The 12702-nt window shown below is 64.6% G+C and carries 15 protein-coding genes and 2 pseudogenes; 11 read left to right on the top strand and 6 right to left on the bottom strand.

All coding sequences use genetic code 11. From position 1 onward, the window contains the following. Positions 1–23: 23 nt before the first annotated feature. The 7 genes from can to HNE04_RS23520 are packed head-to-tail and all read left to right on the top strand — an operon-like array spanning position 24 to position 6321. The gene (gene can, locus HNE04_RS23490) at positions 24–680 is read left to right on the top strand and encodes a carbonate dehydratase (RefSeq protein ID WP_172224887.1); all 657 of its coding nucleotides are present in this window, start codon (positions 24–26) and stop codon (positions 678–680) included. A 5-nt stretch (positions 681–685) separates the two neighbouring features. Beyond that, positions 686–2518, top strand: a complete 1833-nt coding sequence (gene aceK, locus HNE04_RS23495; RefSeq protein ID WP_172224890.1) for a bifunctional isocitrate dehydrogenase kinase/phosphatase — start codon at positions 686–688, stop codon at positions 2516–2518. Next, positions 2515–3012, top strand: a complete 498-nt coding sequence (locus tag HNE04_RS23500; RefSeq protein WP_172224893.1) for a hypothetical protein — start codon at positions 2515–2517, stop codon at positions 3010–3012. Before aceK ends, HNE04_RS23500 begins: the two co-directional genes overlap by 4 nt. Before the next feature lie 12 nt (positions 3013–3024). Then, positions 3025–4206: an acetyl-CoA C-acyltransferase gene (locus HNE04_RS23505; protein ID WP_172224896.1), complete on the top strand. Its 1182-nt coding sequence runs from the start codon at positions 3025–3027 to the stop codon at positions 4204–4206. Beyond that, on the top strand, positions 4206–5333 hold the full coding sequence (locus HNE04_RS23510; RefSeq protein ID WP_172224899.1) for an acyl-CoA dehydrogenase family protein: 1128 nt from the start codon (positions 4206–4208) through the stop codon (positions 5331–5333). The genes HNE04_RS23505 and HNE04_RS23510 overlap by 1 nt, the downstream gene beginning before the upstream one ends. Then, positions 5255–5638: a YchJ family protein gene (locus HNE04_RS23515; protein WP_407926621.1), complete on the top strand. Its 384-nt coding sequence runs from the start codon at positions 5255–5257 to the stop codon at positions 5636–5638. The genes HNE04_RS23510 and HNE04_RS23515 overlap by 79 nt, the downstream gene beginning before the upstream one ends. Before the next feature lie 2 nt (positions 5639–5640). After that, entirely contained in the window at positions 5641–6321 is a 681-nt protein-coding gene (locus HNE04_RS23520; RefSeq protein ID WP_172224902.1) for an HAD family hydrolase, read from the top strand. Between the two features lie 9 nt (positions 6322–6330). Here the strand turns inward: HNE04_RS23520 and HNE04_RS23525 are convergent, their stop codons facing one another. Next, complete coding sequence (locus tag HNE04_RS23525) at positions 6331–6738, bottom strand: hypothetical protein (protein WP_172224905.1); 408 nt, start codon at positions 6736–6738, stop codon at positions 6331–6333. Positions 6739–6807: 69 nt separating this feature from the next. Further along, positions 6808–7581: a ferredoxin--NADP reductase gene (locus tag HNE04_RS23530; RefSeq protein ID WP_172224908.1), complete on the bottom strand. Its 774-nt coding sequence runs from the start codon at positions 7579–7581 to the stop codon at positions 6808–6810. A gap of 125 nt (positions 7582–7706) precedes the next feature. Here HNE04_RS23530 and HNE04_RS23535 point away from each other — a divergent pair, with 125 nt between their 5' ends. Continuing rightward, positions 7707–8510, top strand: a complete 804-nt coding sequence (locus HNE04_RS23535) for a class I SAM-dependent methyltransferase (RefSeq protein WP_172224911.1) — start codon at positions 7707–7709, stop codon at positions 8508–8510. Here HNE04_RS23535 and HNE04_RS23540 read toward each other — a convergent pair. Beyond that, positions 8470–8700 (bottom strand): hypothetical protein, encoded by a 231-nt coding sequence (locus tag HNE04_RS23540; RefSeq protein WP_172224914.1) that lies wholly within the window; start codon positions 8698–8700, stop codon positions 8470–8472. The genes HNE04_RS23535 and HNE04_RS23540 overlap by 41 nt on opposite strands. Positions 8701–8837: 137 nt before the next feature. Between HNE04_RS23540 and HNE04_RS23545 the strand changes: the two are divergent. Next, positions 8838–10130: pseudogene (locus tag HNE04_RS23545) on the top strand (MFS transporter). Between the two features lie 10 nt (positions 10131–10140). Here the strand turns inward: HNE04_RS23545 and HNE04_RS23550 are convergent. After that, positions 10141–10476, bottom strand: coding sequence for a GYD domain-containing protein (locus tag HNE04_RS23550; RefSeq protein ID WP_172224917.1), 336 nt, complete (start codon positions 10474–10476; stop codon positions 10141–10143). 209 nt (positions 10477–10685) lie between these two features. Here HNE04_RS23550 and HNE04_RS23555 point away from each other — a divergent pair, with 209 nt between their 5' ends. Further along, a complete protein-coding gene (locus HNE04_RS23555) occupies positions 10686–11297 on the top strand; it encodes an LPXTG cell wall anchor domain-containing protein (RefSeq protein WP_207717703.1) in 612 nt (203 codons plus the stop codon). Then, positions 11294–11662: a hypothetical protein gene (locus HNE04_RS23560; RefSeq protein WP_172224920.1), complete on the top strand. Its 369-nt coding sequence runs from the start codon at positions 11294–11296 to the stop codon at positions 11660–11662. Before HNE04_RS23555 ends, HNE04_RS23560 begins: the two co-directional genes overlap by 4 nt. On the opposite strand, the gene HNE04_RS28365 is transcribed toward HNE04_RS23560, so the two are convergent. Together HNE04_RS28365 and HNE04_RS28470 are read right to left on the bottom strand one after the other, a co-directional pair. After that, positions 11544–11978: a hypothetical protein gene (locus HNE04_RS28365; protein WP_328700403.1), complete on the bottom strand. Its 435-nt coding sequence runs from the start codon at positions 11976–11978 to the stop codon at positions 11544–11546. The genes HNE04_RS23560 and HNE04_RS28365 overlap by 119 nt on opposite strands. A 109-nt stretch (positions 11979–12087) precedes the next feature. Next, positions 12088–12666: pseudogene (locus HNE04_RS28470) on the bottom strand (DNA topoisomerase IB); the annotation flags it as partial. Positions 12667–12702 lie beyond the last annotated feature (36 nt).

The raw sequence follows: 12702 nt of genomic DNA on the forward strand, positions 1-12702 counted from the left end.
CCGGGCAGGCGAAAATAGCGCTTATGACCTCATCGATCCAGGACCTCTTCACCCACAACCGCGCCTGGGCTGCCCAGATGGAGCGCGAGCGGCCGGGCTTTTTCACGGGCCTGACCAAGCAGCAGTCGCCCAAGTACATGTGGATCGGCTGTTCCGACAGCCGGGTGCCGGCCAACCAGATCACGGGGCTGGAACCGGGCGAGGTGTTCGTCCACCGGAACGTGGCGAATATCGTCGTGCATTCCGATCTCAATGCGCTGTCGGCCATCCAGTTCGCGGTGGAATTGCTCAAGGTCGAGCACGTCATGGTGGTCGGGCATTACGGCTGCAGCGGCGTGCAGGCTGCGCTCGACGCGGCCCGCATCGGCCTGGCGGACAACTGGATACGCCATATCCAGGATGTCCGGGACCGCCATCGCGGGCTGCTGGAGCAACTGGCCCCCGAGAAGCGGGCCAACGCCTTGTGCGAGCTGAACGTGGTCGAACAGGTCGTCAATGTCTGCGTCAGCACGGTGATGGTCGACGCCTGGGCCAAGGGCCAGAAAGTCAGCGTCCACGGCTGGGCTTTCGGCGTCAACGACGGCCTCTTGCAGGACCTGCGGATGACCGTGACCAGCACCGATGCGATCGAGCCGCTGTACCGGACCGCGGTCGAGCGCGTCCTGGCGGCCCGAAAGTAGAACGCGTGTTCCCGCAACGCCTCGATTCGCCGCTCGCCTACGACATCGCCAAGGCGATGATGGACGGCTTCAATCGCCACTACCGGCTGTTTCGCACCGAGTCGGCACGCGCCAAGCATCGCTTCGAGACCGCCGACTGGCACGGCCAGCAGCGGGCCCAGCGCGAGCGCATCGAGTTCTACGACCTGCGGGTGAAGGAAGCGTCGAGCCGGCTCGAAAAGGAATTCAAAGCCGGCGAGCAGCCGATGGAAGTCTGGCAGCAAGTCAAGCTCCACTACATCGGCCTGCTGATCGACCATCACCAGCCGGAGCTGGCCGAAACCTTCTTCAATTCGGTCACCACCAAGATCCTGCACCGCACCTATTTCCACAACGACTTCATCTTCGTGCGTCCGGCCGTGAGCACCGAGTACATAGAGAACGACGAGCCGGCGGCGATGCCGACGTACCGCGCCTACTACCCGACGCGCGAGAGCCTGGGCGACACCATCGTTCGCATCGTCGACAACTTCCAGCTGCAGCGGCCGTTCGAAGACTTGCAGCGCGACGCGCACTACGTGCTCGAAGCCATGGCCAGCCGGCTGAGCCATGTCAAGCTGCGCGCCAACTTCCAGATCCAGGTGCTGTCGGCTCTGTTCTATCGCAACAAGGGCGCCTACGTGGTCGGCAAGATAATCAACGGCTTCAACGAAGTCCCTTTCGCGCTGCCGATCCTGCACAACAAGCAGGGCACGCTGATCATCGACACCTGCCTGTTCGGCGAAGACGACATGCAGATGCTGTTCTCGTTCGCCCGGGCCTATTTCATGGTCGACATGGAGATCCCGTCGGCCTACGTGCAATTCTTGCGCTCGCTCATGCCGCGCAAGCCGCGAGCGGAAATCTACAACGCGCTGGGCCTGGCCAAGCAGGGCAAGACCCTGTTCTACCGCGACTTCCTCTACCACCTGAAGCATTCCAGCGACAAGTTCCGCATCGCCCCCGGCATCAAGGGCATGGTGATGCTGGTGTTCGACCTGCCCTCGTTCCCGTACGTGTTCAAGCTGATCAAGGACTACTACCCGCCGCAGAAGGACACCACGCGCGAGAAGATCAAGGGCAAGTACCTGATGGTCAAGCAGCACGACCGCGTCGGCCGCATGGCCGACTCCCTGGAGTACAGCGAGGTGGCCTTCGCGCGCGACCGCTTCGAGGACCAGTTGATCGAGGAAATCCGCAAGTTCGCTCCCAGCCAGCTGGAGATCAGCGACCGCGACGGCGATGGCAAGGAAGAGGTGATCATCAAGCACCTGTACATCGAGCGCCGGATGATCCCGCTGAACATCTACCTGCAGGAAGCCTTGGACGCCGGCAGCGCCGCGGGCAAGAACACCATCGGCGCGGAGCATGCGCAGGACCAGATCGAGCGCGCCGTCATCGAGTACGGCAATGCGATCAAGGACCTGGTGGCGGCCAACATCTTCCCGGGCGACATGCTGTGGAAGAATTTCGGCGTCACGCGCAACGGCAAGGTCGTGTTCTACGACTACGACGAGATCGAATACATCACCGACTGCCAATTCCGCAAGGTGCCGGAGGCGCGCAACGAGGAAGAGGAGATGTCGGGCGAGGTCTGGTACACGGTGGGGCCGCACGATGTCTTTCCCGAGACCTTCGGGCCCTTCCTGCTGGGCAACCCGGCCGTGCGCGAGGTGTTCATGAAGCATCACGCCGACCTGCTGGACGCCGCCTTCTGGCAGAGCCACAAGGAGCGCATCCAGGCCGGCCACGTGCACGACGTTTTTCCGTACGAGCGCGAGAAGCGCTTCGCGCGCAAACACAACCTGGTCCGCAAATGAGCGCCAGAGACGCCTGGGAACTCGCCAGCTTCGTGGTCACGGTGATCGCCTTGCCGTTCGCGATCGCCTTTTTCGCCTGGGAGCAAAGCAAGGAGCGCGACAACGAGGAAGAAGAGGGCTACCAGCTGCTCTCCAACGCCTACAACGATTTTCTCAAGGTCGTGCTCGGCAACCCCGACCTGCAATTGCGAACCAATGAGCCACTGGCAAATCCCACTCCGGAGCAGAACGAGCGCATGCTGGTGATCTTCGATATGCTGATGTCGCTGTTCGAACGTGCCTTCCTGGTGGCCTACAAGCCCAAGATGAGCGAGACCGAGGCCAGGCGCTGGAACAGCTGGGACGATTACATGCGCGAATGGTGCCGCCGTGAAGACTTTCACAACGCCTTGCCGCTGCTGTTGCGTGGCGAAGACCCCGAGTTCCAGAGTTACCTGCGCCGCATCGCCCAAGAGGAACGCGGCGCGCTGAATCAATTGAAACCAACGAGCTGAAAGGAGCTTTTCATGTCCGATTCCATCGTTATCGTCGGCGCCGCACGCACCCCCATGGGCGGTTTCCAGGGCGATTTCTCATCACTGGCAGCACACGACCTCGGCGGCGCAGCCATCAAGGCCGCGGTCGAGCGCGCCGGCATCCCCGGTGACGCCGTGGGCGAAGTGCTGTTCGGCAATTGCCTGATGGCCGGCCAGGGCCAGGCGCCCGCGCGCCAGGCGGCGTTCAAGGGCGGGTTGCCCAAGAGCGCGGGGGCCGTGACCATGTCCAAGATGTGCGGTTCCGGCATGAAGGCCGCGATGTTCGCGCACGACATGCTGCTGGCCGGCAGCCACGACGTGATCGTGGCCGGCGGCATGGAAAGCATGACCAACGCGCCGCACTTGTTGCTCAAGGGCCGCAGCGGCATCCGCATCGGCCATGACCGCATCTATGATCACATGATGCTCGACGGCCTGGAAGATGCCTACGAGCCCGGCCGTGCCATGGGCACCTTCGGCGAAGACTGCGCCGCCAAGTACAAGTTCACGCGCGAGGCGCAAGACGCCTTCGCCATGGCCAGCGTCCAGCGCGCCAAGACCGCGACCGAGTCGGGCGCCTTCGCCAAGGAGATCACGCCCGTCACGGTGAAAGGCCGTGCCGGCGAGGTGGTGGTATCCATCGACGAAGGCCCGGGCAAGATCAAGCTCGACAAGATCCCGACGCTCAAGCCCGCGTTCAAGAAGGACGGCACCATTACCGCCGCTTCCAGCTCCAGCATCAACGACGGCGCGGCGGCGCTGGTGATGATGAAGGAGTCGACCGCGACTCGCTTCGGCGGCAAGCCCATCGCCCGCATCGTCGGCCATGCCATGCACGCCCAGGAGCCCGGCTGGTTCACCACGGCGCCTGTCGGCGCCGTGAACAAGCTCCTGGCCAAGACCGGGTGGAAGGTGAGCGACGTCGATCTGTGGGAAGTCAACGAAGCCTTCGCCGTGGTACCCATGGCGCTGATGGCGGAACTCAAGGTCTCGCATGACATCGTCAACGTCAACGGCGGCGCCCTGGTGCTGGGCCACCCGATCGGCGCTTCCGGCGCCCGCATCATGGTCACGCTGATCCACGCGCTGAAGGCCCGCGGCGGCAAGCGCGGCATCGCCACGCTGTGCATCGGCGGTGGCGAGGGAACGGCCGTGGCGATCGAATTGCTGTAATGCTCCTCACCCAAGACCAGGAAATGGTTCGCGACGCGGTCCGCGCGTTCGCCAAGGAAGAACTCTGGCCCCACGCCCCGCGCTGGGACAAGGAGCACCATTTCCCGCGCGAGGCCCACAAGGGCCTGGCGGCGCTGGGCGCCTACGGCATCTGCGTTCCCGAGGAATTCGGCGGCGCCCATCTCGACTACGTGACCCTGGCGCTGGTGCTGGAAGAAATCGCCGCCGGCGACGGTGGCACGAGCACCGCGATCAGCGTCACCAACTGTCCCGTCAACGCCATCCTGATGCGCTACGGCAATGCCGCGCAGAAGAAGAAATGGCTGACCCGGCTGGCGCAAGGCGAGTTGCTGGGCGTGTTCTGCCTGACCGAGCCGCATGTGGGCAGCGACGCCTCGGCGCTGCGCACGACCGCCGCGAAAGACGGCGACGGCTATGTGATCAACGGCGTCAAGCAGTTCATCACCAGCGGCAAGAACGGCCACCTGGCCGTGGTGATCGCCGTGACCGACAAAGGCGCCGGCAAGAAAGGCATGAGCGCCTTCCTGGTGCCCACCGATGCGCCCGGCTATGTGGTGGCGCGGCTCGAAGACAAGATCGGCCAGCATTCCAGCGACACGGCGCAGATCAATTTCGACAACTGCCGTATCGCGGCCGATCACCTGATCGGCGAGGAGGGCGAGGGCTACAAGATCGCCTTGTCGGCGCTGGAGGGCGGGCGCATCGGCATCGCCGCGCAAAGCGTCGGCATGGCGCGCAGTGCCTTCGAAGTGGCGCTGGCGTATGCGAAAGAGCGCCAGAGCTTTGGCACGGCCATCATCAACCACCAGGCCGTGGGCTTTCGCCTGGCCGAGTGCGCGACGAAACTCGAAGCCGCGCGCCAGCTGATCTGGCATGCGGCCAGCCTGCGCGATGCCGGCCAGCCCTGCCTGAAGGAAGCGGCCATGGCCAAGCTGTTCGCCAGCGAGATGGCCGAAGAGGTGTGCAGCGCCGCCATCCAGACCCTGGGCGGTTACGGCTATGTCAGCGACTTCCCGGTGGAGCGCATCTGGCGCGACGTGCGTGTCTGCCAGATCTACGAAGGCACTTCCGACGTGCAGAAGATCATCATCCAGCGGGCGCTGTGATCGATTGGCCGGCGGACGCCGAGGCGCTGATGCGATCGCGCTACGACGCCTTCGTGGCGGGCGACGAGGCGTGGCTGCTGGCCACCTGGCATCCCTCCACCCGGCCGACCGAGGTACGTTTCGACTCCGGGGCGAAATGGCTGGGGCTGGAAGTGCGCCATCATCACGTGACCGATGAGGACCACGCGGAAGTCGAGTTCGTCGCCCGCTACCGCATCGCCGGCCGCGCCGTGCGCCTGCACGAGCGCAGCCGCTTCGTGCGTGAGCAGGGGCGCTGGTATTACCTGAATGGAGATATGCGTTGACGATGGAGCGATTCGATGCCGTGCTGTTCGACTGCGATGGCGTGCTGGTGGACAGCGAACCCATCACCAACGGCGTCTTGCGCGACATGCTGGAGGAACTCGGCTGGAAGCTCACGACGGCGGAATGCATGCGCATCTTCGTCGGCAAGGCCGTCAAGGACGAGCGTGCGCTGATCGAGGCGCACACCGGCCAGCCGCTGACCGAAGACTGGATGGTGCGCTTTCGCGAGCGCCGCAACGAAGGGCTGATCGCAGGCGTCAAGGCGATTTCCGGCGCGGTGCAGGCGGTGCGGCTGATTCACGAACGCGTGGAAGGGCGCATCGCCTGTGCCTCCGGCGCCGACCGCTTCAAGGTTGAATTGCAACTGGAAAAGTGCGGCTTGATGCCGTACTTCAAGGGCCGGGTTTTCAGCGGGCACGAGCTGCCGCGCTCCAAGCCCGCTCCGGATGTCTATCTGGCTGCGGCCGCGGCGCTGAATGTGGACCCCAGGCGCTGCGCGGTGGTGGAGGACACGACGACGGGCGTCACGGCCGGCCGCGCCGCTGGTGCCACGGTGTTCGGCTACAGCCCGCCCGAGCTGGGGCACGATGCGCCCCAGGCGCTGAAGGCGGCCGGGGCCATCTCGGTTTTCACCGACATGGCGGATCTGGCTGCGTTACTGGACTTCGACCAGAACCGCTGAAGCGGGGCTTCAGGTCGGCGACCCCGTGGCCGGTCTGCCCATTTGCTGCTGCCCGAACTGCAGGTAGGCGTACAGGACGCCAAACACCAGAAAGATCACCACGTTCAGCCAAGCAGTCGGCGGAATGCTGGCGTCCGTCAGTTGCCGGACGAGGGCGACGACCAGCCCGATCGCAAAAGCCAAGAACGAACCCAGGATCACGTGCCTGGCTTCCAGGGCGGAACCCCGGCTCGCCGTCCAATTCATCACCGCAAAGGCGATGAGGACCCCGCCGTACAGCATGGAGTTGTAGATGCCCGGCCCATTCATCGGTTCCGCCTTGTACAGGGCGATCAATCCGTTGGGTGCAAAAAGGAGCGCGAGGCCGAAAACCGCGGAGACGGCCGCGGCGCACTTCATGATGAGGGAGTGGTTCATGACATTTCCTTTCGGTGGCTTGCAAAGCGAACTCTGCGCCGTTTCCGGGGAAATGTCATCCCGACATCTTCACTGCTCGGCAAACGCCCGTTCGATCACGAAGTCGCCCGGCTTGGATGTATTGCCCTCGGCGAAGCCCTGGGCCTCCAGCATATGCTTCAGGTCCTTCAGCATGCCGGGGCTGCCGCAGATCATCACCCGGTCCTCGGCCTGGTTCAGCGGCGGGATGCCCAGGTCCTCGAACATCTTGCCGGTCTGCAGGAGGTCGGTCACCCGGCCCATGTTGCGGTAGGCCTCGCGCGTCACGGTGGGGTAGTAGCGCAGCTGGCTGCTCACCATGTCGCCCAGGATCTCGTGCGCGGGCAAGTGCTCGACCAGCAGGTCGTGGTAGGCCAGTTCGTCCTTCTGGCGCACGCCGTGCACCAGGATGATCTGCTCGAACTTTTCGTAGGTCTCGGGGTCATGCACGATGCTCATGAACGGCGCCAGGCCGGTGCCCGTGGACAAGAGGAACAGGCGCTTGCCCGGCAGCAGATAGTCGATCAGCAGCGTGCCGGTGGGCTTGCGGCCGACGATGACCGTGTCGCCGACCTTGATGTGCTGCAGGCGGGAGGTCAGGGGACCGTCGGGCACCTTGATGCTGAGGAACTCCAGGTGCTCTTCGTAATTGGCGCTGACGATGCTGTAGGCGCGCAGCAGTGGCTTGTCGTTGACGCGCAGGCCGATCATCGTGAAGTGGCCGTTGGAGAACCGCAGCGAGGGATCGCGCGTGGTCTTGAAGGTGAACAGGCGGTCGGTCCAGTGGTGGATCGAAAGGACACGTTCTTCGTTGAATGCACTCATGCTTGTGTTTCGCTATACGGTATCAAAATGGATGTGCGACAGTTCCCCACTCCCGTACGGAATGGCGCCTGGGACAGGACTATAGTCAATCCGCCGCTGGCAATGCGCTGGGGGCCGGAGAAACCATGGCAGAGGATAAGATCGTTTTCGAGGACGGCGCCGGCTACGAGCGAATGATGGGCAAATGGAGCCAGCTCGTCGGCGAGGTCTTTCTGGACTGGCTGGCGGCCCCCGCGGGCTGGCGCTGGGTCGACGTGGGCTGTGGCAACGGCGCCTTTACCGAGCTCCTGGTCGATCGTTGCGCGCCCTCCGAAGTGCAGGGCATCGACCCGGCGCAGGGCCAACTTGCCTTTGCCCGTACGCGCCCGGCGGCGCGCGTCGCGCAGTTCCACCAGGGCGACGCCGCGGCCCTGCCTTTCGCCGACGGGCACTTCGACGCCGCGGTCATGGCGCTGGTGATCTTTTTCGTTCCTGATCCAGCCCATGGCGTTGCCGAGATGGCTCGGGTGGTCCGCCCCGGCGGCCTCGTCGCGGCCTATGGCTGGGACATGCTGGGCGGCGGCTTCCCCCTGGACGCGCTGCGAACCGAGATGCGCGCGCTGGGCGTGATGCCGACGCTTCCGCCGAGCGTCGACGCGTCACGGATGGATGTCATGCGCCAGTTGTGGACTGGCGCGGGCCTGCGATCGATCGAGACGCGGGAGATCACCGTCCAACGGACCTTCGAGAACTTCGATGACTACTGGGCAACCAGCATGTTTTCGAGCAATGGCCCGAAAGTGATGGCCATGCCTGCTGGCGACAGGGAACTGCTCAAGCAAAGATTGCGCGCCCGACTGCCCATCGATGCTGCCGGCCGCATCACCCACGGTGCCCGCGCGAACGCGATCAAGGGCCGGGTCCCCCAGCCTTCGGATTCTTGTTCTTGACTACGCCGGCCTTTTTGGCGCCGCGGCCCGGGCGTTTCTGGTCGCCGGGCTCGGTGGCCTGGCCTCGGTCGCGTGGTGTTCCGTCCATCCCCACGTTCTCGGCCAAGCCTTCCTCGAAAGGCATGTCGGGCTCGACGTCGGGCAGATGGGTGTCGCCGGTCATCTTGGCGTTGTCCTTGGGATCGGGCATGGCGTCCTCCTGGATGAAAGGTGATTGAATGAGACAAATCTACGCCGTTTTTTGCGGCTGAGGCGCCGCGATGTCGATTCCAATCGTTGCCATTCGTCGTGTCGCTGAATCCCTCAACTTTCCCGAAAGGACGGCAAATGACAGAGAGCCACGAGAACCGCAAACGCTGGTGGGCGCTGCTGGTCTTATGCCTGGGCGTGCTGATGATCGTGCTGGACACCACCATCGTGAATGTGGCGCTGCCGTCGATCCGCACCGACCTGGGTTTCAGCGAGACTTCGCTGGTCTGGGTTATTAACGCCTACATGCTGACCTTCGGCGGCTTCCTGCTATTGGGCGGCCGGCTCGGCGACCTGTACGGCCACCGCAAGCTGTTCCTGGCCGGCATCGTGCTGTTCACGCTCGCCTCGCTGGCTTGCGGCCTGGCGCAATCGCAAGCCATGCTGGTGGCCGCCCGCGCCGTGCAGGGCCTGGGCGGCGCAGTGGTCTCCGCCGTGGCGCTTTCCCTCATCATGAATCTCTTTCCCGAGCCGGCGGGGCGGACCCGGGCCATGGGCGTGTACGGTTTCGTCTGTGCTGCCGGCGGCAGCATCGGCGTGCTGCTGGGAGGCCTCCTGACCGATTCGCTGGGCTGGCACTGGATATTCCTGGTGAACCTGCCGATCGGCATCGCGGTGCTGGCCCTGTGCCTGATGCTGATACCAGCCCATCGCGGACAGGCCGGCCAGCGCCTGGACGTCGGCGGCGCTTTCACGGTGACCACGTCCCTGATGCTCGCTGTCTATGCTGTCGTCAACGGCAACCAGGCCGGCTGGGGCTCGGCGCAGACGCTGGGCCTGCTGGCCGTGTCCGTCATCTTGCTCGCGCTGTTCCTCTTGATCGAGTCCCGCGTGCAGTCGCCGCTGATGCCCTTGAGCCTGTTCCGGCTGCGCAACGGGCCAGGCCCACCTGCATGGGGCTGTAGTTCAGCACCAGCTGCATGTAGAGCGCCGAAGTGAAGAACCAGGCAAACATCGCCGCCGCCCACAGCACACCGGCCACGTTGGCGGTTGCGACGCGACGGAAGCTTGCTGCTCGACATACTGCCCGGCATGCTGCTGCTGGGACTGGGCGCGGGCATTGCGCTCAACCCCATGCTGATGGCGGCGATGAGCGATGTCGACCCGGCCGATTCGGGCTTGGCGTCCGGCGTGGTCAACACCTCGTTCATGATGGGCGGCGCGCTCGGACTGGCCGTGCTGGCCAGTCTCGCGGCCGCGCGTACGGATGCCTTGCAGGCGGCGGGTGCGGCGCAGCCTGTGGCGCTCAACGCCGGATATCAGCTGGCGTTTGCAGTCGGTGCGCTGTTCGCGCTCGCGGCGGCGGGCCTGGGTGCCTGGCTGATGCGCGAACGTGTGAGCGCAACCGTTGCCACCGGTCCAGCCCGGTAGCGGGCGAGGCCTAGCTCTTTGCTTCTCCCGGTGCCCGGTACTTGATCGACGACGCCTTTTGCAGGGCCGACAGCGTTTCTTCAACGCTCAGCAGGACCGTCGTCTGCATGGAGCTGAGGGCTCCGCCGGCTCCGATGGCGAGCGCGGTGGCAGCCATCGAGGTGTTGTTCGGGGCTTCCCACAAGCAGTACCCGTCGTGCTCACCGAAGGCATACCAGAAGCCCTGCAGTTTGCCGCCGACGGATTCGATGTACTGGGTGGCGGCTACTCGGCGATCTTCGGGATTTTTGATGAGCTTCGCCCAAGTCGCGGGCGTGTAGCTGAAGCGGGTCAGGTAGAGCGGCATGGCGTTTCTCCTTCGCTTGTGGCCTGCCGGACACGATCGCCGGCAAGGCGTTTCAGTATGCGCCTGCGGGCCCCGGTTCACAACATCGCGGCAACGCGGGATCGGTCCTACAGCCCGCATCACACCGCCCTCTTGTTCATCAGCGTGTGCTCTGACATCTTCTCGTGGCAAGGGGATTAGCTTGAGGGGGTACCTAACCAGGAGACCCCATGGATACAAACCTCATTCTGATCGGTGTCGTGGTCCTTGTTCTGCTCGCGGCGGCCGGCTGGCTGCTGATGCGCAAGAAGGAATCGCAAACGCTGGAGAAACGGTTCGGGTCCGAATACAACCGCGCCGTCGAAGAACTCGGCAGCCGGCCAAAAGCTGAGGCTGAACTGAAGGCTCGCCAGAAGCGGGTGGAGCAGCTTCATATCGCCCCGCTGGCGCCGGCCGAAGCGCAGCGATTCAGCGAATCATGGCGCGCGTTGCAGGGACGCTTCGTGGACAACCCCAGGGGCGTGCTGTCCGACGCAGACCAGCTCGTTCGCGAGCTGATGCAAAAGCGCGGCTACCCGATGGGCGACTTCGATCGCCGCGCCGCGGATATTTCCGTGGACCATCCGGCCGTTGTCGACCACTACCGCGCTGCGCACGACATCGCGCTGCGCGATCGCCACGGCGATGTCGACACGGAGGGCATGCGCCAGGCGGTCATTCACTACCGGGCCCTGTTCGCCGAGTTGCTGGAGGTAGAGGAGCCCCAGCCTGTCCGCGCAAAGGAGACGGACAAGCCTGAGCAGCAGTCGCAGGATCAAAAGCACGTGGAGACGCAATCATGAGCAAAGAGCAGGACGAAAAGAGCTTTGGCACCGCAGACTTCGTGGCAGGCGCGCAGGCGCCCCAGCCGGCGGAACGCGAAATGGATAACGGGCAGCTGGCGGCGCTGTTCCCAGCCGAAACGGCGGAAGGCTTCCGCTCGAACTGGGATGCAGTGCAGATCGGCTTTGTCGATGACCCGAGGAAGGCCGTGCAGCAGGCAGACGAACTGGTTGCGAGCGTGATGAAGAGCCTGGCGGAAAGTTTTGCTAGCCAGCGCGCCAGCATCGAAGCGGACGTCGGCCAGAACGACCAGGCCTCGACCGAGAACCTGCGCGTGGCGCTGCGCCGCTACCGGTCGTTCTTCGATCGGCTGCTATCGCTTTGAGGCGAGGCTGTCCTTCAGCGCGTCGGAAAGCGTGCGGTTGAGGCGGGCCTCGAGCAGGCAGCACCGCCGCTTCCTCCGGCTTGAGGAAGGCGAGCTCATCGCGCAACTCGGCCTCGACCCTACCCTTGATCTCCAGCAGCAGGGTGCCCTCGGCGTACGCGGACAGGACTTCCGGGTGCACATAGCACTTGCGGCAGATCGTCGGCGTGTTGCCCAGGCGCGAGGCGACACGCTCGATCGCAGCGCGAATGTTCTTTTTCACGCCGGCTTGCGAATCGAAGCTCTCGAATTCGCGCAGCGCCAGCGCTGCCAGCACGGTACCGGCCCAGGTGCGGAAATCCTTGGCCGTGATGTCGCTGCCGGTGATTTTTCACGATCTTCGCCACGCGCCGGTCCTTCACCTGCAGCCGCCAGGTCTTGCCACTCTTGCCCTTGAACTGGAAGCGCAATTCCGAGCCATTCACTTTCACGTGCGGATTGCGCAACGTGGTGATGCCGTAGCTCCTGTTCGTTCGGGCGTAGTCGTCGTTGCCCACGCGGATCAAGGTCGTTTCCAGCAGGTGGACGACGGTGGCCAGCACCTTTTCGCGCGGCAGCCCGCGCAGGGCCATGTGCTCGGCGAGCTGGGCGCGAATCGCCGGCAGCGCGCGGGCGAATTCCATCATGTGCTCGTACTTCGTGCTCTCGCGGATTTCGCGAAACTGCGGGTGGTACTTGTACTGCTTGCGGCCCCTGGCGTCGCGCCCGGTCGCCTGGATGTGGCCGTTGGCCTTGGGGCAGATCCACACGTCGGTCCAGGCGGGCGGGATGGCGAGCTTGCGGATCCGCTCCAGCGTCGCCGTGTCACCAACGGCCTCGCCGTTCGCCTTCAGGTAGGCGAAGCCTTCCCCTTCCCGCCGGCGCTGGATGCCGCGCTGATCGTCGGATACATAGACCAGCCCTGCCGATTCCGCGGCATCCCGCGGATCGACGATGGCTGAGGCCTGCGCTGGCGACTCCTGCATCCGAGGAGTATCGGCCGCAAGCGGGAAGCCCAGCCG

It is taken from the genome of Caenimonas soli, from assembly GCF_013155545.1.
GTDB classification, from domain to species: Bacteria; Pseudomonadota; Gammaproteobacteria; order Burkholderiales; family Burkholderiaceae_C; genus Ramlibacter; species Ramlibacter soli.